This is a genomic window from Candidatus Eisenbacteria bacterium (assembly GCA_016930695.1).
Taxonomy (GTDB): Bacteria; Orphanbacterota; Orphanbacteria; order Orphanbacterales; family Orphanbacteraceae; genus JAFGGD01.
Map to the genome: position 1 here is coordinate 69,484 of JAFGGD010000034.1, position 20,381 is coordinate 89,864.

18 protein-coding genes are annotated in these 20,381 nt (G+C 65.8%); 14 read left to right on the forward strand and 4 right to left on the reverse strand.

All coding sequences use genetic code 11. The features are described from left to right. Position 1: 1 nt before the first annotated feature. From purQ to JW958_07885, 14 genes are all read left to right on the forward strand, one after another. Complete coding sequence (gene purQ, locus JW958_07820; protein MBN1826157.1) at positions 2–832, forward strand: phosphoribosylformylglycinamidine synthase I; 831 nt, start codon at positions 2–4, stop codon at positions 830–832. Then, the gene (locus JW958_07825; protein MBN1826158.1) at positions 829–1,368 is read left to right on the forward strand and encodes a hypothetical protein; all 540 of its coding nucleotides are present in this window, start codon (positions 829–831) and stop codon (positions 1,366–1,368) included. The genes purQ and JW958_07825 overlap by 4 nt, the downstream gene beginning before the upstream one ends. Continuing rightward, positions 1,365–2,759 carry an amidophosphoribosyltransferase gene (locus tag JW958_07830; GenBank protein ID MBN1826159.1) on the forward strand — a complete coding sequence of 465 codons (1,395 nt, stop codon included), beginning with the start codon at positions 1,365–1,367 and terminating at the stop codon, positions 2,757–2,759. The genes JW958_07825 and JW958_07830 overlap by 4 nt, the downstream gene beginning before the upstream one ends. A gap of 180 nt (positions 2,760–2,939) precedes the next feature. Next, positions 2,940–3,911, forward strand: a complete 972-nt coding sequence (locus JW958_07835; GenBank protein MBN1826160.1) for an HD domain-containing protein — start codon at positions 2,940–2,942, stop codon at positions 3,909–3,911. A 137-nt stretch (positions 3,912–4,048) separates the two neighbouring features. Further along, positions 4,049–4,735 carry a DNA repair protein RadC gene (radC, locus tag JW958_07840; protein MBN1826161.1) on the forward strand — a complete coding sequence of 229 codons (687 nt, stop codon included), beginning with the start codon at positions 4,049–4,051 and terminating at the stop codon, positions 4,733–4,735. Between the two features lie 20 nt (positions 4,736–4,755). Further along, complete coding sequence (locus JW958_07845) at positions 4,756–5,781, forward strand: rod shape-determining protein (protein MBN1826162.1); 1,026 nt, start codon at positions 4,756–4,758, stop codon at positions 5,779–5,781. Between the two features lie 6 nt (positions 5,782–5,787). Beyond that, positions 5,788–6,699, forward strand: a complete 912-nt coding sequence (mreC, locus tag JW958_07850) for a rod shape-determining protein MreC (protein MBN1826163.1) — start codon at positions 5,788–5,790, stop codon at positions 6,697–6,699. Further along, positions 6,696–7,187, forward strand: coding sequence for a hypothetical protein (locus JW958_07855; protein MBN1826164.1), 492 nt, complete (start codon positions 6,696–6,698; stop codon positions 7,185–7,187). Before mreC ends, JW958_07855 begins: the two co-directional genes overlap by 4 nt. After that, positions 7,184–8,953, forward strand: coding sequence for a penicillin-binding protein 2 (gene mrdA, locus JW958_07860; protein ID MBN1826165.1), 1,770 nt, complete (start codon positions 7,184–7,186; stop codon positions 8,951–8,953). Before JW958_07855 ends, mrdA begins: the two co-directional genes overlap by 4 nt. A gap of 1 nt (position 8,954) precedes the next feature. Next, positions 8,955–10,175 (forward strand): rod shape-determining protein RodA, encoded by a 1,221-nt coding sequence (gene rodA / locus JW958_07865; protein ID MBN1826166.1) that lies wholly within the window; start codon positions 8,955–8,957, stop codon positions 10,173–10,175. Positions 10,176–10,193: 18 nt separating this feature from the next. Further along, complete coding sequence (gene lgt, locus JW958_07870; protein ID MBN1826167.1) at positions 10,194–10,979, forward strand: prolipoprotein diacylglyceryl transferase; 786 nt, start codon at positions 10,194–10,196, stop codon at positions 10,977–10,979. Further along, a complete protein-coding gene (gene aroE / locus JW958_07875; GenBank protein ID MBN1826168.1) occupies positions 10,966–11,805 on the forward strand; it encodes a shikimate dehydrogenase in 840 nt (279 codons plus the stop codon). The genes lgt and aroE overlap by 14 nt, the downstream gene beginning before the upstream one ends. Positions 11,806–11,838: 33 nt before the next feature. Continuing rightward, positions 11,839–12,645: a ComF family protein gene (locus tag JW958_07880; GenBank protein MBN1826169.1), complete on the forward strand. Its 807-nt coding sequence runs from the start codon at positions 11,839–11,841 to the stop codon at positions 12,643–12,645. Next, positions 12,633–14,012 carry a hypothetical protein gene (locus JW958_07885; GenBank protein ID MBN1826170.1) on the forward strand — a complete coding sequence of 460 codons (1,380 nt, stop codon included), beginning with the start codon at positions 12,633–12,635 and terminating at the stop codon, positions 14,010–14,012. Before JW958_07880 ends, JW958_07885 begins: the two co-directional genes overlap by 13 nt. A gap of 37 nt (positions 14,013–14,049) precedes the next feature. Here the strand turns inward: JW958_07885 and JW958_07890 are convergent, their stop codons facing one another. The 4 genes from JW958_07890 to JW958_07905 all read right to left on the reverse strand — a co-directional run bounded on the left by JW958_07890 (position 14,050) and on the right by JW958_07905 (position 20,058). Beyond that, positions 14,050–15,783: a LysM peptidoglycan-binding domain-containing protein gene (locus JW958_07890; GenBank protein ID MBN1826171.1), complete on the reverse strand. Its 1,734-nt coding sequence runs from the start codon at positions 15,781–15,783 to the stop codon at positions 14,050–14,052. A 38-nt stretch (positions 15,784–15,821) separates the two neighbouring features. Further along, the gene (locus JW958_07895; GenBank protein ID MBN1826172.1) at positions 15,822–17,702 is read right to left on the reverse strand and encodes a tetratricopeptide repeat protein; all 1,881 of its coding nucleotides are present in this window, start codon (positions 17,700–17,702) and stop codon (positions 15,822–15,824) included. 171 nt (positions 17,703–17,873) lie between these two features. Further along, positions 17,874–18,599 (reverse strand): hypothetical protein, encoded by a 726-nt coding sequence (locus JW958_07900; protein MBN1826173.1) that lies wholly within the window; start codon positions 18,597–18,599, stop codon positions 17,874–17,876. 727 nt (positions 18,600–19,326) lie between these two features. Continuing rightward, a complete protein-coding gene (locus tag JW958_07905; protein ID MBN1826174.1) occupies positions 19,327–20,058 on the reverse strand; it encodes a hypothetical protein in 732 nt (243 codons plus the stop codon). Positions 20,059–20,381: the final 323 nt, after the last annotated feature.

Below are 20,381 nucleotides of genomic sequence, written 5' to 3' on the forward strand. Positions count from 1 at the left end.
CGTGAGGAGAGTCCGGGTCGCCGTCGTCCAGTTCCCCGGCGTCAACTGTGAATTCGAAACGGCCCGCGCCCTGCGCGGCCTGAACGTGGACGCGGAGATTCTTCGATGGAATCGAACCGAAGACCTTACCGATCGCTACGCCGGATTCGTCTTGCCCGGCGGGTTCTCTTATCAGGACCGGGTGCGTGGGGGGGTGATCGCTTCCCGGGAGCCGGTCCTGGAACGTCTCGCCGGAGCGGCGGCGCGCGGACTGCCGATTCTGGGGATCTGCAACGGGGCGCAGATCCTGGTGGAAGCGGGCCTGGTCCCGGGGACGAACGTGGACCGGATTGAGGCGGCGCTCGCGCCGAACCGGATGCCCGGCCGCACCGGCTACCACTGCGACTGGATATTCCTGACCCATGCCGGCGGCCGTTCCTTCCTCTCCCGGGAACTGAAGGAAGGAGAGACGATCCCCCTCCCGATCGCCCACGGGGAGGGAAGGTTTGTGTCTGAAGATGCGGATTTCTTCGGGCGACTCCGCGCGGCGGGACAGATTCCGCTTCTCTATGCCACGCCGGAGGGAGAGCCTACGGGGGAGTTCCCCTTCTGTCCGAACGGATCGGCCGTCGGCGCGGCGGCGGTCTGCAACCCGGCGGGGAACGTGGTCGCCATGATGCCCCATCCGGAACGGGCTGCCTGGCTGCATCAGGTTCCCTCGCATCTCCCCTCCGTCTGGGTGGGGGAGAAGGAAGATCTGCCGGCCAGAGGGCCGGAGGCGCTTTTCACGCCCGGTCCCGGGCTGCGCGTGCTGGCCGCTTTCGCCGCGGCGGCGCGGGAGGTGGTGACGTGAGCGAAGCTCTCTTTCTTCTCGTTCGCCTGCGCGTCCCCGACGTGACGGCGCTCACGGCGGAGGAAACGATCCGTAAGCGCGTCGCCGGCGGCGGGCGCCTCGTCCGGCTCGATCGCCTCGACCTGTGGGAGTTCCGGCACCGGGACGGGGCCGCCTTCCGGGAAAAGCTCGACGCGCTCGTCCGCGACTCCAATCTCTTCGTCAACCCGAACAAGCACGCCTACCGGATCACCGGCGATTACCGGCGCGGTTGGCGGGAGGGGGGCTATCTCGTCCTCGTCCGTGGGCGAGAGGATCTGGAAGGGAAAGTGGCCGAGGAGACCCTGGCCCGGCGCTACGCCATCGACGGGCTCCATGGCGTGCGTTACGGCGTCCTCTGGCGGATGAAGCTGGAAGGGACCGGCGGCGCGGAGGGCTTGGCGCTCGCCGAATCGCTCGCCGTGACCCGCGCCCCCAAGGGGGGACTTCTGGTGAACCCGCACGTGCAGACCTGGTCCGTGGAGGCCGCCGTGGAGAGCGAGGAGGCCGAGGAGTGAACGCCGGCTGGGAAGACAAGTGCGGCGTCATCGGGGTTTCCGGCGTGGAGAAAGCGGCGGAACTCGCCTTCTTCGGTCTTTACGCGCTCCAGCACAGGGGACAGGAGGGAGCGGGGATCGTCAGCTTTCACGAAGAGCGGCATTACTCCGTGCGCGGTATGGGTCTCGTCTCGGACGTCTTTGATCGGGAGAGCCTGGCCGGTCTTCCGGGAAACATGGCGGTCGGCCACAACCGCTACTCCACCACCGGTTCCTGCCGCCCCGAAAACCAGCAGCCTCTGTTGGCGCACTTCCGGGGGGGCGTTCTCGCTCTCGCCCATAACGGCAACCTGGTGAACGCTTGGCAACTGCGTCAATCGCTGGAGGAAGAGGGGGCGATTTTTCAAACCTCAATGGACACCGAGGTGATCGTTCATCTCGTCGCCCGATCTCGGAGCGAGGCGTTCGTGGACCGTGTCCGGGAAGCGCTCCGAAGCGTCCGGGGCGCCTACTCGCTCGTGCTCTCCGATGGTCGCCGCCTGATCGCCGCGCGCGACCCGCACGGGTTCCGCCCCCTCTGTCTCGGCCGTCTCGACGGGGGGCTGGTCGTCGCCTCCGAGTCCTGCGCCCTCGATCTCATCGGCGCCGAATACGACCGGGAGATCGCCCCGGGCGAAATGCTCGTGATCGAGGACGGACGGGTCCGCTCCATCGACCTGAACGGCGATCCCGAGCCGCGGCATTGCATCTTCGAGTACATCTACTTCTCCCGTCCCGACTCGATCATCTTCGGGCACCCCGTCGACCCGGTTCGGCGACGCCTCGGCCATGTGCTCGCCGAAGAGCACCCCGCCGAGGCAGACATCGCGATCGGAGTCCCCGACTCCTCCAACATGGCCGCTCTCGGTTACGCCGAGCGCGCCGGGATCCGCTTCGAGATGGGATTGATCCGAAACCACTACGTGGGACGGACGTTTATCCAACCGACCCAGCATCTCCGGGATCTCCGCGTGCGGGTGAAGTTCAACACCGTGCGGGACGTGCTGGAGGGGAAACGCGTGGCGGTCGTGGACGACTCGATCGTGCGGGGGACCACCATGCGGAAGCTGGTGAAGATGATCCGCCGCGCCGGCGCGGCGGCGGTACATCTCCGGATCAGCTCCCCGCCGATCCGCTTCCCCTGCTTCTACGGCATCGACACCCCGACGCGAGGGGAACTGATCGCCGCCACCCACACGGTGGAGAAGATCGGCCGTTATCTCGCCGTGGACAGCGTCGGCTACCTCTCTCTCGAAGGGTTGCTCCGGGCCGTTCCCGAGGGGCTCGGCTACTGCGCCGCCTGCTTCGACGGCCGCTACCCGATTCCTTTCGACGAAAACCAGCGCAAGGAGATTCTGGAAAAATACTGCTGATCGAGAGGAGACCGGCTCGGCGGATATCGAAACGCGGCGTCGCCGGTTTTCTTTCCGCGGGTAAGCCCAACGCCCGGAAATCCTCCGGAAAAAACCTTGACACACCTTTCGGTCTTCCGTCAGTATGATTCTGCTAACGACTTCCATTCATTCAGATAAGGCGTTTTTCTTCGAAGTTACGTGAAAGGGCCCGTTTTGTCGACGATTCTGGCGGTCGAGTCGATCGGGGAAGTGGCGGACTGGTTGCGCGACCGCGGTGCGAGCCTGGGGCTCGACGTGGAAGTCCGCGGCGATTTGGGAGAGGCGAGGGAACGTCTCGGCACGGGTCCCCGCTATCTCGCCGGATACTTCGGAAGAGAAGTGGAACAGATTCCTCGCGACTCCGGCGGGAAAGGCACGGCGGTGATCCCCTTTACCCAGCTCTGGGGATCGCCGGAGGACCGGATTCGCCGATGGGATCTTTTCCTGCGCGGCGTCCGACGCCGGGTCGCCCCTTTCGGCGACAACATCGACTCCCTCGGCCGTTGGGTGGACGCCCGCTTCGAGGAGGATCTGCACGCCCGCCATCGCGAACTGATCGAAAGACTCGGCCCGGTCTTCTCCGATCTGGAGCGCCGCGACCCGACCGTGCCGGACCACTCTTTCCGAGTCGGCATTTACGCCGCGCGGATCGGCGAATCCCTCGGTCTACCCCCGCTTCAGATCCGCCTGCTCCAGTTGGGCGGATGGGTCCATGACGTGGGGAAGATCCGCATCCGCACCCGAACTCTCCGCAAGAGAGGCGCTCTCGATCCCGATGAAAAACGGTCGATGCGTTTCCATCCGGTCTGGGGATCGGAGATGGTCGAGGAACAGCCGGTGGAACGCGAGGTCTTTTGGATGGTCCGGCATCATCACGAGCGCTACGACGGCGATGGGTACCCCGAGTTTCTCCGGGGGGAGAATATCCCGATCCTGGCGCGGGTGCTCGCCGTCGCGGACAGTTACGACGCGATCACCAGCGACCGCCCCTACAGGTGTGCGTCGGACCACCGCGCCGCGGTGCGCGAAATCCTCTCCTCCGCCGGCGGTCAGTTCGACCCGGCGGTGGTTCAGAGCTTCCTGACCGCCCGCCTCGACCGGGTCCCCTTCCGCTCCACCTCCGCCGCCTGAACCGCTTTCTCCCTTTCCGCGCCCCGGTCCCGCGCCGGGGCCTTGCAGAAAAGCGTTTACAACGGTTTCCGGCATCTGCTAGATTCCAAGCCTGCGGTGGGAGACGTAAGTCTCCGTGGGAAGGGAGGTTCGGGATGATGGGAACACCGCGCACACTCTCCGGGCTGCCCGCGTCGGAGCGGCCGAGGGAGAGATTGATCGCCAAAGGGACCGGGGCGCTGGCCGACCGGGAACTGATCGCGATTCTGCTCGGGTCCGGAAGCCGGGGGAGGAGTTCGCTGGATGTGGCGGCGGAGCTTCTGGGCCGGCTCGGCAATGTGCGGGGACTCGCCGTCTGCTCGGCGGCGCAGCTCCTGGAGCTTGCCGGAGTAGGTCCCGGCAAGGCGGCCCGGTTGCTCGCGGCGGTGGAGCTGGGGCGGCGGGTGGTCCGCTATCAGGGCGAGGAACCCTACCCGATCCGGGCCCCCGGAGACGTGGCCCGGCTCCTCATGGACGATATGCGGAGCCTGGACCGGGAGGAATTCCGGGTCCTCCTCCTGGACGCGAAGAACCGTGTGATCGGCGTCGAGCTGGTATCGGTCGGCACGCTGACCGCCTCGCTGATTCATCCGCGCGAGGGACTCAAGGCGGCGGTGGTTCGAAGCGCCGCTTCCATCATCCTCGTGCATAACCACCCGACGGGGGTGCCCGAGCCGAGCCGGGAGGACATCGAGATGACGGAACGTTTCGCCGAGGCGGGGCGCGTGGTCGGCATCGAGGTCCTCGATCACGTCATCATCGGAGACGGCAGGTATCAGAGCCTGCGGGAGATGGGTTACCTGTAAATCGTCTTTTTGGGGGCGCCATGTTCCTCGATTCCCTGTTGGGCTACTTCACCAACGACATCTCCATCGATCTCGGCACCGCCAACACGCTGATTTACGTGAAGGGGCGGGGGATCGTGCTGAACGAACCCTCCGTGGCGGCGCTGGACCGGGCGACGGGCAAGATCATCGCCGTCGGGGCCGAGGCGAAGAGCATGCTCGGCCGCACCCCCGACGAGATCGTCGCGATCCGCCCGATGAAGGACGGCGTGATCGCCGACTTCGAGACCACCGAGGCGCTCCTCAGGGAGCTGATCAACAAGGTCCAGAAACGAAGACTCTTCATCCGGCCGCGGATCATGGTCTGCGTTCCCTCGGGGATCACCGAGGTGGAGAAGAGAGCGGTGCGCGACTCCGCCGCCGCCGCCGGCGCCCGGGAGGTCTACATGGTGGCGGAGCCGATCGCCGCGGCGATCGGCGTGGGGTTGCCGATCACCAAGCCGGCGGGGAACATGGTCATCGACATCGGCGGAGGGACGACGGAGATCGCCGTAATCGCTCTGTCGGGGATCGTCACGTCCACCTCCATCCGGACCGCCGGCGACAAGATGGACGAAGCGATCATTCAGTTCGTGAAGCGCTCCTACAACCTCCTCATCGGCGAGCAGACCGCCGAACGGGTGAAGATACGGATCGGGTCCGCCTACGACGTGGGAGGGGAAGAGGGGATGGAGATCAAGGGACGGGACCTCGTGTCCGGCGTGCCGAAAACGCTCTTCATCAAGTCGGCGGAGGTTCGCGAGGCGCTCCAGGAGCCGATCACCGCTATCGTGGAGGGGGTGAAACTCTCGCTGGAGAACACCCCTCCCGAGTTGGCGGCGGACATCGTGGACAGGGGAATCGTGATCACCGGCGGCGGCGCGCTGCTCCGCGGCCTGGACATCCTTCTCCGGGAGGAGACCAATCTCCCCATCAACCTGGTGGAAGACCCTCTCACCGCCGTCGTCCTCGGCACCGGTAAAATTCTCGACGAACCGGAGAACTACGAAAAAGTTCTCATGAAGTAAACGTGGATGCGCCTCCGCCCTCGTCATTCCGTTTGGGTCCTCTCGACCCTCGTGGTCCTGCTCGGGCTGCTCGCCGTCGGCCAGCGCTCGGCGGTCGCGCCGATCCGCGATGCCGCGGACCGCGCCCTGTCGCCGCTCGAGAGGGGCACTTCCTATCTCCGCTCTTTCGGGGCGCTGAAGGAGAAGAACGAGGAGCTTCGCTTTCTCGCCACCCAGCTCGCGGTCGAAAATTTCTATCTTAAAGACTACCGTTTCGAAAACCATCGGCTCCGCCGGCTGCTCGGCTTTCTGGAGGAGACGCGGTTCCGCCTGCTCCCGGTGCGCGTGGTGGCCCGGACCGGCGGTCGCGCGGCGGACACCTGGAAGATCAACAAGGGGACGCGGGACGGGATCCGGGCGGACATGGGCGTGGTGAACCACCGCGGCCTGGTGGGACGGATCGAAAGGGCGGAGGAGTCCTCCGCGTCGATCCGAACGCTTCGGAATGAGGACCTTCGCGTGAGCGCGGTGGACCAGAGGAGCCGCGTGGTGGGGATCTTCGCCTACCGTTTTCTCGGCGGATTCCGCCTCCTCGACGTGCCCGCCTCGGCGGATCTCAAGGAAGGGGATCGGATCGTCACCTCCGGACTGGGGGGCGTCTTCCCGCCGCGGATTCCGCTCGGCACGGTGAAGAAGGTGGAGCGGAAGAGAGGGCGCGTGTTTCAGGATGTGGAGGTGGAGCCGGTCGTCGACTTCTCTCTTCTCGAAGAGGTTTACGTGGTGCTTCGCGGCGAGCAGGAGGGGGAGGCGCCCGACTTGATCGATGCGCTTCCGGAGATGCGGGAAAGCGGCGCGCCGGCGGACGAGGGAGCGGTACCGCCGTCCCCCTCGCGGGCGGATGCGCGGGAGGCGGACGCCGCGGAAGGGGGGCGGCGTTGATCGGCTTCTTGCGGATCGCCGTGCCGGTGCTCGCCATTCACCTGTTGGAGACCTCCCTTCTTCACTGCGCCGGATCCATCTTCTCTCGGATCGATTTTCTGCTTCTCTTTCTCGCGTTCACCGCCTTTCCCCGGGGGGCGGCGGGCGGCGCGTTGATCGGCGCGGCGATCGGCGTCTTCCGCGCGTTCGCCTGGTCCGGCGGCTCCGGCGTGGAGCCCCTCGCCTTTCTCGCCGCCGGAGCCTTTGCCGGCTGGGCCTACCGGAAGCTGGTCGGCGAGAGCGGTCCGGGTCTTCTCCTCATCCTTTTCGGAACGGTTCTGGTTCACGACCTGGTCGCCCTCGCCGGTCTTCTCCGGTTCGGTTTCCTCCCCTTCTTTTCCCGCTTCGTGCTGGAGACGATTCCCGCGGGCGTGCTCACGGCGGGCGTCGGGGCGCTTCTCCGCTTGGGGCGGTCCCGGCTACGCCGAAGGGTGGAGGCGGCGGCGTGATCGAGCGGATGGACCCAGGCTCCCGGATCAAATCGGCGGCCCTCGGGCTCATCCTGGGGCTCGGCTTCGCCGTTCTTCTCGGCCGTCTTTTCCAGATGCAGGTGATCGGAACGGAAGAATACCGTACCCGGGCGGAAGAGAACCGGATCCGGCCCGAGAGGATCACCGCGCTCCGGGGGTCGATCTTCGACAGGAGCGGCGCGGTGCTCGCCGACAACCGGCCCTCCTTCTCCGTCTCCGTCATCCCCTACCAGGTGCGGCGGGACCGCCGAGTCCTCGAGGAACTCTCCCGGCTGACCGGCGCGCCGCAGGCGCTTCTCCAGGAGCGACTACAGGAAGGTTTCGCGCGTCCCTACGAGCCGTGGCCGGTGCTCCGGGACGTGGACATCGCCGTCGTCTCGCGCGTGGAGGAGCACCGGCATCTTCTCTCCGGCGTGCTGATCGAGAGCGAACCCGTCAGACGCTACCCCCACGGCGAGTTGGCGGCGCACGTGCTCGGCTATCTGGGCGAGGTGTCGGCCGAGGAACTGCAGGGAGGGAGGAGAAGCGTGTACGGCGCCGGCGGGCGGATCGGCCGAAACGGCGTGGAGAGGATCTTCGACGATCGGCTCCGCGGGAGGGACGGCGTCCGCTACGTGCAGGAGGACGCTCACGGGCGTCCGCTCGGCGTGGTGCGTGAAAACGAACCGACCCCCGGCGAGGATCTGCTTCTCTCGTTGGACGCGGACCTGCAGGCGCGAGCGGAGTCTCTCCTCTCCGCGGGCGGATCGGGGGCGATCGTGGCGCTTGATCCGCGAAGCGGCGACGTGCTCGTCCTCGCCTCCCGCCCCGGCTATGATCCCAATCTCTTCGCCGTCGCCATCCCGCCGGAGGTGTGGGACAGCCTCTCCGGCGATCCCTCTCACCCGCTGCTGAACCGCGCCATCCAATCCACCTATCCGCCCGGATCCACCTTCAAGCCGATCACCGCGATGGAGGGATTGCTCGAGGGGATCGTCGAACCGGAAACGCGCCTGCTCCCCTGCTTCGGGAGCTACCGTTTCGGACGGCGGGTGTTCCATTGTTGGCGGGAGGAAGGGCACGGATCGCTCCCGCTCCGCTTGGCGATCGAGCGGTCCTGCGACGTCTACTTCTACCAGATCGGCGCGGAGATGGACCTCGACCATTTTTCCGAGATCGCAGCCCGCTACGGATTCGGGCGGCGCACCGGAATCGCGCTGCCGGGCGAGCGGGAAGGGCTTCTGCCGACGACGGACTACATGAACAAGCGTTACGGGCGTTCCGGCTGGGGCCCCGGTTTTCTGCTGAACCACTCGATCGGGCAAGGGGAGATCCTGGTGACGCCCCTGCAGATCGCCTGTTTCTACGCCTCCCTCGGCACCGGCCGGTCGGTAAGTCCCCGCCTGCTCCTTCAGTCGGAGGACGTGAACGGGGTGGCCACCGCCTTTCCGCCGGAACCGGGGGAGTCGATCGACATCGCCGAGCGGGTTCTCCGCCCGGTCCTGGATGGGATCGCCTTGGCGGTGGAGGGGGAACACTCCACGGGGGGGGCGGCGCGCGTTCCGGGGATGCGCGTGTCGGGGAAGACGGGGACAGCCGAGAATCCTCACGGCGAAGATCACGCCTGGTTCGCCGCGTGGGCGCCGAGCGACGCGCCGCGGATCGTGGTGGCGGTGATCGTGGAAAACGCCGGACACGGCGGCGATGTGGCGGCGCCGTTGGTGGGCGAGCTGCTCCGTTACTTTTTCTCTCGGGAAGGGGTGTAAGATGCGTTTCGAAAGGCGCCTCTTCCTTCGCTACGTGGACTGGCCGATGCTGGCCGCGGCGCTCCTCATCCTCGGTTTCGGGATTCTGGTGCTGAACAGCACCGGCCAGACCACCGACGTCCGCGCCGACTACGACGCCCGGCAGTCGGTCTGGGCGCTGGTCGGAATCGCCGCGCTCCTCTTCGCCCTTCTCGTTCCTTTCCGTACGCTGGACGCCCTGTCGATCCCGATTTACGGCGCCGTATTCGCTTTCCTCGTCTATTTGGCGGTCACCCCGTCGTCGGGGGCGGGGCGGTGGCTGGGATTCGGCCCGATCCGCATCCAGCCGTCCGAAGCGGCGAAGATCGCTCTGGTTCTCGTGATGGCGCGGGTTCTCTCGGACCGGCCCCTCGGCAAAGCGACCTTGCGGAGTTATCTACTCCCCCTCACTCTGGCCGGCGCCTACTTCCTGCTCGTTCTCCGGCAACCGGATCTCGGAACGAGCCTCGTTTTCGGCGCCATCGTGGTCCCCATGCTCTACTGGGCCGGCCTGCCGGCGCGGGCGATCCTTCTCGCACTCTCGCCCTTGGTCGGCATGGTCGCCTCCACTCATCTCTTCGCCTGGATTCTCTTTCTCTTCCTGCTCTTCCTCGTGCTCCTCTTCCTGCGCGCGTCGCCCCTCTTCCTGGCGGTGGCGCTCGCGGTCAACATGCTCGTGGGGATCGCGGCGCCGATCCTCTGGAACGAACTTCAGGACTATCAGAAGACGCGGATCCTCACCTTCCTCGATCCGAACCACGACCCATTGGGCGCCGGATATCAGATCATCCAATCCGAGGTGGCGATCGGCTCCGGCGGGTTCGCCGGCAAGGGATATCTGCAGGGGACGCAGAAGGGGCTCTCTTTTCTCCCGGAGCAGCACACGGACTTCATCTTCTCCGTGGTGGGGGAGGAGTTCGGTTTCCTCGGTTGCGCTTTCCTGCTCTCCCTCTATCTCTTTCTTTTCTTCCGCATGCTGCTCATCGCGGCGCGGACGCGGAACCGCTTCGCCTCGCTCGTGGTGGTCGGATTTTTCGGCTATCTTTCCTTCCAAGTTGTGGTAAACGTCGGCATGACGCTTGGGCTGGTTCCGGTCACCGGCCTGCCGCTTCCGCTGATGAGCTACGGCGGCTCCTCCCTGATCACCTCGCTCTTCGCCGTCGGGGTGGTGCTCGGCGTGGGGCTGCGCCGCCGGAGATACTGACCGGGGAGGACGCGCGCTTTGCACCCGATCCTTTTCGAAATCGGACCGATCCCCATTCGCTTCTACGGCGTGCTGATCGCCGTCGCCTTCGCCATCGGCATCTGGCTCGCCGTGCGCCGGGCGGAAAGACGCGGTATCGACCCCCTCAAGATGACCGATCTCGGGATCTGGATCATGATCGCTTCGGTGGTCGGGTCCCGGTTGCTTTACGTGATCCCCTACTGGGACTATTTCGCCGCGGAGCCGGCGCGGATCTTCGCCGTCTGGGAGGGGGGGCTCACCATGTACGGCGGTCTCATCGCGGCGGTGGCCGTTTCCGCGGTTTTCACGCGAAGAGCGGGGATCTCTTTCCGGCGGACGGCGGACGTGACCGCCCCCTCCATCGCCCTCGGTCTCGGCATTACACGGATCGGCTGTTTCTTCAACGGTTGCTGTTTCGGCCACCCCACCGCCTGCGCGCTCGGAGTCCGTTTTCCGGCGCATTCCGCCGCCGGCGCCGAATTTCCCGGCGTGCCGATCCACCCGACCCAGCTCTACGCCGCCGCCTTCGGCTTCGCCCTCTTCGGATTTCTCCTTTTCATCGAGAAGAGGATCCGGGGGGACGGGCGGCTCTTCCTCGTCCTGATCGGGCTCTACGGCGCCGCCCGCATCGTGCTGGACCAGTTCCGTTTCTACGAGAACGTCTCTCCCGTCGCTCCGGGCGGCGTCCCTCTCTCGTGGAACACGCTGCTCAGCGCGGCGTTGATTGTCCTTTCTTTGGCGCTCTATCCGTTTCTCGGAGGATCCCGGGATGATCGACGGTGACACCCGCATTCTCGGCGTGATCGGCGACCCCATCGGACAGTCCCTGTCGCCGGCCATACAAAACGCCGCCCTAAAACATTATGGAATGAACTACCTCTACCTCGCCTTTCCCGTTTCCACGGACCAGGTCAAGGGGGTGATCCAATCGGTTCGCCTCTTCCAGATGCCCGGCCTGAACGTGACGGCGCCCCACAAGGAGCGTGTTCTCCCCTTGATGAACGAGCTGTCCGAGACGGCCCGCCGGCTCGGCGCGGTGAACACGGTGGTGCGACGGGAGGGGAAGCTGATCGGCGAGAACACCGATTACGACGGTTTCGCGCACGCCCTGCAGCGGATGCGGAATCGGAAGAGGATGCGCACGGCCATTCTCTTCGGCGCCGGGGGCGCCTCCCGGGCGGTCCTGGCGGTTCTCCTGGATCAGAAATTCGACGAGGTGATTCTCGCCTGCCGGAAACCGGCACGGGGGCGCAAAACGATCGCTCAGCTGAAGGCGGCCTCGGCCGTCCGGGTGGTCCCCTGGGATCAGAGGGAGCGCGTGCAGGCGGACCTGCTCGTCAACGCCACGCCGCTCGGACAGCGCGCGCGTGATCCGCTCCCGGCCACGGCCCGAGTGACGCGCCACGCCAAGGGTGTGATGGACCTGGTGGCGCGGCCGGGAGGGACGAGGTGGACGGCGCTGGCGAGGAGCTACGGCATACCGGCCCAGGAGGGCTCGGAGATGCTGATCGCTCAGGGGCGGGAGTCCTTTCGCCTCTGGTTCGGAAAGACGCCGCCCTTCGGGGTGATGCAGGAAGCGCTGGCGGCGGCCGCCGGCCGGTGCGCGTGAATCCGGCGACGCCGCGCCGGGGAGGGGGGATGTGTGGTGTGGGAGGCGCTTCTCGATTTTCTGTATCCGCCGCTCTGTCTGATCTGCGATCGCCGGCTCGGGGCCGCGGAGCGTCTCGTTTGTGAAAGCTGCTGGGATCGAGCGAGGCGTGAGGAAACCGCTCCTTTCTACGTCGGTCCCGGGGGGATCGGCGGAAGCCCGGGAGAGGGACTGTTCTACGCCAGGAGCGCGAATCGATGGAACGATACTCTGGGGCTGATCCTTCATCGTTTCAAGTACGGCGGATTTCCCTCCCTCGGCGAACGTCTCGCCCGATCGCTCCTGTCCGTGGTGCGGGAGGATCCTTTTCTGGCGGAAGCGGACCTCGTCGTGCCGGTTCCCCTGACGCGGGCGCGCCTCGCCGAGAGGGGCTTCAACCAGTCTCTTCTCCTCGCCCGCAGCCTCTCCGCGAGCTCCGGAGCGCCGATGGCGGAACGCGCGGTCCGAAGGGTCGGCCGCTCGCACTCGCAGACACGCCTGGGTCCGGAGGGACGCCGGCGGAACGTGCGACGCGCTTTCCTTCCCCGCGATCCGGAGGCGGTGCGCGGGGCGAAGGTGCTCGTCGTGGACGACGTGATCACCACCGGGTCGACGGCGTACGCGCTGGCGCGCGTGCTCGCCGGGGCGGGGGCTCGCTCCGTGAGCATCCTCTCGGTCGCCCGGGCCGGTGGCGCTTCTTCCTCGCGGCGGCGGCCTTCGTCGCGCTCCTCCTCCGCGCCGCTCCCGCCTCCGCCCTCGAAGAGGAGGACGTTCCTCTCGATCACTGGCTGGTTCTCTCCGCCGAGCGGTTGGGGTCTCTGACCTCCGGCGGCGCGCTCGATCTCTGGACGCGACCCCTCTCCCGCGGCGGGCTCGCCCGGGAGACGCTCCGCCTCCGACTCGGCTCGGCGTGGAGGAGCGATCCGGTTCTTCTCGGTTTTCTCGAGGAGATGGAGGAGGAACTCGATCCGGAGATCGCAGCGATCCGCCGCGGCGGCGATCCCGGCCGGGCTTGGACCTCACGGACGACCTTCCGCCTGGAGGCGCGGGACAGGGAGCGGGGGGCGGTCCGAGCGGTGTGGATCGGGGACCTGGCGGTTCGCCTGGGAAATCGTCTCGCGTGGCACCAGAGGATGGAAATCGCCTCGCGGGAGGGGGATGACCTTACTTTCGACGGAAAGGTTTGGAAGCGGGGGATCACCGGCCGCTTCACCCACGCCTACGCCGCCTTTCGAATCGACCCGGTGCGCGTGACCGCCGGCCGGCGGTCCGTCGCCTGGGGGAACGGGATCGGCGGGTCGCTTCTTCTGCAGGGGGGGAGCCCGCCCCTCGACGGATTCGGCGTGGAGGGGCGGATCGGTCCGGTCGATTTCAGCGCCTTCACCGCGGAGTTGGACGACCGGCCCGCCGACTCGACGGGTACGCCGGCGCGGCGTTTCCTCTCGGGGCACCGCGTCTCTCTCCGTCTGGGGAATCGCGCGCGGATCGCCCTCTCCGAAACGGTCCTGTACGGAGGGGTGGGGCGGGATCCGGAATGGGACTACGCCAACCCGCTCCTTTCGTATTACGCCGCGCAGTGGAACCGGAACAGGGACGACAACGTCTTCTGGAGCATGGACGGAACCTTCCGCGTGCGGGAGGAACTGGATGTCTACGGGGAGTTCCTGGTCGACGATTTTCAATACGATTTCGAGACCGAGCCGAACCAGATCGCTTTTCTGGCCGGCGCCCGCCTGAAGCGCCTCCCCGGCGCGCCCGGATTCTTTTTTGATCTGGAATATGTCCGGGTGAACAACTGGGTGTATGGTCACGAACACAACTGGAACCGTTACATGAACGGCGACGCGATGCTCGGCCACCCCATCGGGCCCGACGCGGACCGGACCACGGCGCGTCTCGCCTGGAGGAGGGGCGCGTGTTGGGACGTCACCGCGCGGTGGGATTTCCTGCGGGAAGGGGAGGGATCCATCGACGACCCGCGGGATTCGGCGGTCCCCTTCGGATCCACCTTCCTCGGCGGTGACGTGGTCCGCACGACGTTGCCGGCCCTCCGCGTCGACTGGCACCCGGAGGCGGGGCGCCGTTTCTCCATCGGCTGGGAAAGGAACGGCCGGAAACAGTGGGTCGTCTCTCTGGCGGCCGAGATCCGTTTCGCGAGGACCGCGCCGATCACCGACCTCGTGGATTAGTCCGGAGCCTTCGGAAAGCGCGCGTAGGATCCTCGGGCTACGACTCCCCGTCGCCGTAGATCACGAGACGGTCCCCGGGATGGATCGTTCCGCCGAGGGGGATGCCGTTCCAGTCGGCGATCTGCGAGCCGCTCACCCCGAAGCGTTTGCCGATTCCGTGAAGCGTGTCGCCGCGCCGGACGGTGTATGTGTGCATCCCTCCTCCGTCCGCCTCCAGGCCGAAATTCGAGGCGACCTTCTCCGGCAGAAAGAGAACCAGCTTCTCTCCCGCCCGGAGGCGATGGGGGGAGCTCACGTCGTTCCACGCACCGAGCGTTTCCACGCTTGTGCCGAAGCGGTGGGCCAGCGCGCTCAGCGTGTCCCCCGGCCGGAGGACGTAGGCGTATCGTCGGAGAGCGTCGTCCCCGCCGGAGGCGGGTCCGGCGTTTTCGGCGACGCGCATCCGGGTGAGCCGCGGCACGAGAAGCGTCTGTCCCTCCCGGATCCGATGCCTGCTTTGCAGGTTGTTCATCGAAACCAGGACATCCACGCTGGTGTCGAAACGCCGGGCGATTCCGGAGAGGATATCCCCTCGCCGCACCCGATATTGCTCCCAGGTCATCCTCTCCTCCACGGGGATGCGGAGCAGACATTGGCGGATCCGCTCCGCCGCTCCCTCGGGGACGCGGATGTCCACCCGCTCCCGGGTGGGGGGCGTGACGGAGCGACGGATGGCCGGGTTCAGCTCCTCGATCTCCGTGAGGGACGCGCAGGCGCACTGCGCCACCGCGTCGAGGCTGGTCGTCTCGTAAATCGAAAGCGTTTCATAGCGGATCGGTGGATCGGGTAGGACGTCGAATCCGTAGCGGGCCGGGTCCTTGGCGATGCGACGGGCGGCGAGGAACTTGGGGACGTAGTCGCGCGTTTCCCGGGGGAGTCGGCGCAGACTCCAATAGTCGTTGGTTCCGTGATAGCGCATCAGCCGCTGGATGCGCCCCTCGCCGTAGTTGAAGCCGGCGAGCGTCAGATACCAGTCGCCGAGGGATTCGTACATATCCTTGAGGTATCGCGCCGCGGCGCGGCAGGAGTACTCGGGGTCGCGGCGCTCGTCGTACCACCAGTCCGCCTGCAGGTCGTAAAGCCGGGCGGTGCCGGCGATGAACTGCCAGGGACCGACGGCGTGGGCCCGGGAATAGGCGTTCGGGTTCATCCCGCTTTCGATGAGGGCGAGGTAGAAAAGGTCCGGCGGAAGGTTCTCCTCGATCAGGATCGCCTTCATCAACTCCTCGTAGCGTCCCGACCGCTCCAGCCAGCGCGCGAAGGACGTCTTGCCCCGGCCGGTGAAGTAGCGAATCCAACGATCCACTTCGCTGTTGTCCGCGTCGGGGATCGAACCGGTCCCCGCCCGCGCCGTCTCCACCGGAGGGGGCTCGACCGGGGCGGCTTGTTTGCGGGAGCAACGGTCCTTGTAGTAGACCGTTTTCGCGCGGAGGAGAGCCGCCGAGCGCTGGGTCTCCGCTTCGCCGAAGAAACCGGAGTCCTTCTCGTCCAGCAGATCGATCACCTGCGTGAAGGAGCGGGCGCTCGCCTCCCAGCGGCCGGAACGGTAAAGGTCGAGGCCGTAGCGGTAGATCTCTTCGGCGCGCCGGAGAAGGAGCCTCTGCTCCGTCGCCTTGTCCGGCTTCGCCGCCGGGGCCGCGGGCGGCGGAGGGGGAACGCGGCTCGTGCAGGCGAGGGCAAGTCCGAGAAGGAGGGGTAGACCGATGGTGAGACCGAACCGTGATCGTTTCATGTCGTCTTTCCCGCGGGGTGCCGTCCCGGTCTTTTCCGTCAGTATCCTCTGCGGCTCTGCTCGATGGAGCGGAGCCAGATTCGAGCCTCCACGAAGGCGGGGTCGGCGCGGAGGGAGAGACGGAGTTCCCGAATCACCCCTTCCAGGTCGCCCCTTTCGTGGAGGATCATCGCTTTTCCATAGTGCGCCTTCGCTTGGCCGGGATCGACGCGCAGCGCGCGCGTGAAGTCGCGCCAGGCTTGCTCCGCCGCGCCGTCCTGAACGAGCAGAATCCCCCGGTTCACCCAAGCATCGGCAAAAGTGGAATCGATCTGAACGGCACGGTCGTAGCACGCGAGCGCGCCCTCCCGATCCCCGTCCATCTCGGTGAGAATACCCAGATTGTTCCAGGTGATGGCGTGATCCGGATCGATCTCTAGAATTCTCCTGTAGGTCCGCTCCTCGTCTTCCCGCTCTCCCAGCTTGTGGCGGCACTGGGCGAGACGGTTCAGCGCATCCACGTTCTCCGGATCGACCGCGAGCGCTTTCAGGAAGATCTCCGCCGCCTCGGCGGTTCGCTCCTCCATCGCCAGGTTCCTTCCGGCGAGGATCCACTCGTGGGCGAGAAAGCGGTCACGCGGGTCCGGCGCCCCCTCTTCGGCGTTCGCGGTGTGCGCGGGCGTCGTGTATCCCAACGCGAGGAGCGCCGCCTTCTGTTCCTCGGTGAGGGCGGGCTCTTCCCGGTCCTCCTTCGGCGCCGGCTGCGACGCGATCAATCGGTCCAACTCCTCCTCCAGGCGGTGCGCCCGTCCTCTCTCCGCGTCGAAGAGGTCCTCCTCCTCGCGTGGGTCCGGGTCGAGGTGGAAGAGTTCGCTCCGGGCGCCGCGCACCAGTTTCCAGCCCCCCTCACGCACGGCGTAAAGAGGCGACCAGCCGTAACCGATCGCGCCGTAGTAGGTCTCGGCGTAACGGACGCGGGCCGGGTCGCCAGCCCCGTCGCCGCCGGAGAGCGCGCTCCTCCCGGGCCAGGAACGGTCGGCGCGGAAGGAGAACAACTCCGCGAGAGTGGGGAGGAGGTCCGTCGATTCGACGGGAGAAGAGTCGATCTCGCCGATCGGGCCTCCCGGAATCCGCAGGATCCAAGGAACGGCGAGCGTGGTCTCATAGAGGAGAAGGCCGTGCTCCGACTCGTCGTGCTCTCCGAGTCCCTCGCCGTGGTCGGAGAGGGCGATGACGACCGTTTCGTCCAGGATTCCCGCCGACCGGATCGCGTCCATCACGCGTCCCACCTGGTTGTCCACGTAGGCGACCTCGCCGGCGTAGCCGTTCCCACCGGCGGCGAGAGTGAAAGGTTCCGGCGGATCATAGGGGGAGTGGGGATCGTAGTAATGGATCCACGCGAAGAAGGGGCGTTCCGGATCGCGCTTAGCGAACCAGTCGAGGAAGGAGCGGGTCACCCCTTCCGCGCGGCGCTCCCATAGACCGTGGAGCCCCATCTCCGATTCCTCCGTTTCCCACTCGTCCTCATAGACCTCGAACCCGCGCTCGAGTCCGTAAGCGCCGCTCAGCACCTGGCTCGCCAGGAAGGCGGCGGTGACGTAGCCCTTCTCTCCCAGAAGCTCCGCCAGGGTGGGGAAATCCACGCCTACCCGGAGGCCATTGTGCCTGGCGCCGTGGAATGCCGGATAGAGGCCGGTGAAGAGAGAGGCGTGGGAAGGGAGGGTGATCGGCACGGGGACCTGCGCGTCGGCGAAGAGAACTCCTTCCCGGGCGAGACGGTCCAGATTGGGCGTCCGAGCCGCCTCCGCTCCATAACAGCCGATCGCGTCCCGGCGGACCGTGTCGAGCGTGATAATCAGGAGATGGCGATGCCTCCCCTCGCCTCCGCCGCCGCAGGAGAGGAGGAGGAGGAGTCCGAGAATGATCCACCGCCGCAACATGCGGTGATTGTACCCGGTCGTCCCCGGATCGGCAACCGTCCCAAAGGTGCGGACGGGCCGGAACGGCTCACCCCGCGCCGGCGTCGACGGCTCCTCTCCCGCACACCAAAACCCCGGCCGTTCCCGACCGGGGTTCTGGCGCGAGTGGTGTGCCCGCTCAGGAGGCTGTTATTAACGGAACAGATCCTTCACGGCACCCCACGAAGTATTTTCGGTCGCGATGCCCGGCTGGCAATCGAAGCTGGCGTCGACGAAGCCCTCGGACGGGCCGAGACCGTCAGCCAGGTATTGCGGCGGGCAGTACTGGGTCACGGGACCACCCCAGTAGAAGGTGTGGCCCGGAACGGTCGGGACAACGAAGCCGGCGCAGGGATTCGGCGCCGCGATGTTGGCCACGTTGTTGGTCGAGCAGAAGCGCGGCAGGGTACCCTTGACCCAGGTCATGATGAGAGCCACATAGTCGGCGTCCACGCAGCCGAGGCCGTCGTAGTGGTTCCACCGTTCGAGCGGGTCGATCGGGGCCGCGCCGCCGACGTAGCTGGTCTTGCAGTAGGTAGCATCCAGCTCCCAAAGGTCGACCACAACGTAGTATTCGTAGGTCGGGAGCGTGTAGCGCCAGTACCACCAGCTGCCCAGGTTATCGCACCCCTCGCCCGCGAGCTTGCCGCAGTCGACGGGCAGGTCGAAATAGACACCCACCTCATCGCCCGGGCCCCAGCCGGTCCAGGTCCAGAGCCAGCCGGCGCAGAGGTTGTAGTAGATGATCGAGCAGAAACCGGTGGCCGCCCCGTCACCATGGGGGACGATCGCTTCCTGCATGGCTTCCCGCTGGAAGTCGGCGTTCGCCGCCGCGGCAAAGGCCACGGTCAGAAAGGCGATCAAAAGCAGCTTTCTCATGTTTTGAAACCTCCTCACGGTCTTCGGACCGTGCAAGACGGAATGACACGTGTTGTCGCTTATTCCTTTCTCGATCGAGATCGAAAGCGCGGCATCACCTCCTACGGGTCCTCGAGGTACATGTTGGGAAGCTATCGGCAAACAATCCTATAAACGAAACACGCCGACCGTTTCGGGATCGAGAAAGAAGGCATCGATGAAGCAAATTCGACCGGCAGAGCGAGGTGTGAGAGCCCGAACGGCCCTGCTCATCCAAACGCGAAAACGCCGACCGGATCGGGTCCGAAAGGGGGCGTCGATGGTGAAGCGACGAGATGCAGAACGGAGAGGCGCGGACCGTGCGGTCCATATTGCTTAGCGATTGACAGGATAACCGAAAAGGGAGACCGCGGTCAAGCGAGATTTTGAAGTTTCAAGGATGGATCGGATGGCACCTTGTAAATGATTGAAAATCCACGCGGTGTAAAAAAGGCAGGAAATATCATGTGTCTATCGATAATGCCGTTATTCATTAACCCGTGTTAATCAATTACATGGTCCATTGATCGGGAGCGGGGGCTCGGCCATTCATCGCGCTTTTCCCGGGCGCCTTTCCCCATGAGGTCGATCCGTTCTCCGGATGGGGGACGGCTGAATGAAAAGGCGTCTCGGCCGCGCTCATTTTAAGAAAAAAGAAAATCCCGGCCGGAGATCCGGCCGGGATTTTTGGTCGTTGAATCGTCCGGAACTACCGGAACAGACCCTTGACCTCGCCCCAGGAAGCGGGCTCGGTGGCGATGCCGGTCTGGCAATCGAAGCTGGCGTCGATGAAGCCCTCGGACGGTCCGAGGCCATCAGCCAGGTACTGCGGCGGGCAGTACTGGGTCACGGCGCCACCCCAGTAGAAGGTGTGACCCGGAATGGTCGGGACAACGAAGCCGGCGCAGGGATTCGGCGCCGCGATGTTGGCCACGTTGTTGGTCGAAGCGAAGCGCGGCAGGGTGCCGAGAACCCAGGTCATCATCAGACCGCAGTAGTCGCTGGACACGGTGCCGAGACCACCGAAGTTGTTCCAACGCTCGATCGGGTCGATGGTGGCCGAACCGCCGACGTAGCTGGTCTTGCAGAACGAAGCATCGAGCTCCCAAAGGTCGACGTGCACCTCATACCCGTAGGTCGGGAGGGTGTAGCGCCAGTACCACCAGGAACCGAGGTTCTCGCAGCACTCGCCCGCGAGCTTGCCACAGTCGGCCGGCAGATCGAAGTAGACGCCAACCTCATCGCCCGGGGCCCAGCCGGACCAGGTCCACAGCCAGCCAGCGCAGAGGTTGTAGTAAATGATGGAGCAGAAGCCGGTGGCGCCGCCGTCACCATGAGGCGCGATGGCTTCCTGAACGGCCTGGTGCGGACGGTTCACATCACCGAACGCCGTCGCCGCCAGGGCCAGAGCCAGGAAAGCAACCAGGAGTAGCTTCTTCATGAGTATGGAACCTCCTAAGAAATACGTTTGAGACACGACCACTCGCTAGGAATGTTTTGTCTCTCTCAGCCTTCACCTCCTTGGGGTCCTGAGGTTCGTGCCTGGGAAGCTATCAGGTCAAAAATCTGTCGGTCTAATCCAAGTGGACTAATTGTAGCATCCTCGATCTCAAAAAGTCAACCGGGAAATGCGGGGGTGGGGTCACTAACTCTCGTGACGGCAAAACTCTAACACAAGATCTCCCCGGGTGTCTACCCCCCGAACGGGGATTTGGTATCCACCCTCGGTTTTCTCTTGTGCCCCCGCGCCCGGATTGTTACAAT

Bases quoted from the DNA above. Each gene is read 5' to 3' on its own strand.
- JW958_07900 (MBN1826173.1), bottom strand. From the start codon at position 18,599: ATGAGAAAGCTGCTTTTGATCGCCTTTCTGACCGTGGCCTTTGCCGCG.
- radC (MBN1826161.1), top strand. From the start codon at position 4,049: ATGGGAACACCGCGCACACTCTCCGGGCTGCCCGCGTCGGAGCGGCCG.
- JW958_07895 (MBN1826172.1), bottom strand. From the start codon at position 17,702: ATGTTGCGGCGGTGGATCATTCTCGGACTCCTCCTCCTCCTCTCCTGC.
- JW958_07905 (MBN1826174.1), bottom strand. From the start codon at position 20,058: ATGAAGAAGCTACTCCTGGTTGCTTTCCTGGCTCTGGCCCTGGCGGCG.
- JW958_07890 (MBN1826171.1), bottom strand. From the start codon at position 15,783: ATGAAACGATCACGGTTCGGTCTCACCATCGGTCTACCCCTCCTTCTC.
- aroE (MBN1826168.1), top strand. From the start codon at position 10,966: ATGATCGACGGTGACACCCGCATTCTCGGCGTGATCGGCGACCCCATC.
- mreC (MBN1826163.1), top strand. From the start codon at position 5,788: ATGCGCCTCCGCCCTCGTCATTCCGTTTGGGTCCTCTCGACCCTCGTG.
- rodA (MBN1826166.1), top strand. From the start codon at position 8,955: ATGCGTTTCGAAAGGCGCCTCTTCCTTCGCTACGTGGACTGGCCGATG.
- JW958_07845 (MBN1826162.1), top strand. From the start codon at position 4,756: ATGTTCCTCGATTCCCTGTTGGGCTACTTCACCAACGACATCTCCATC.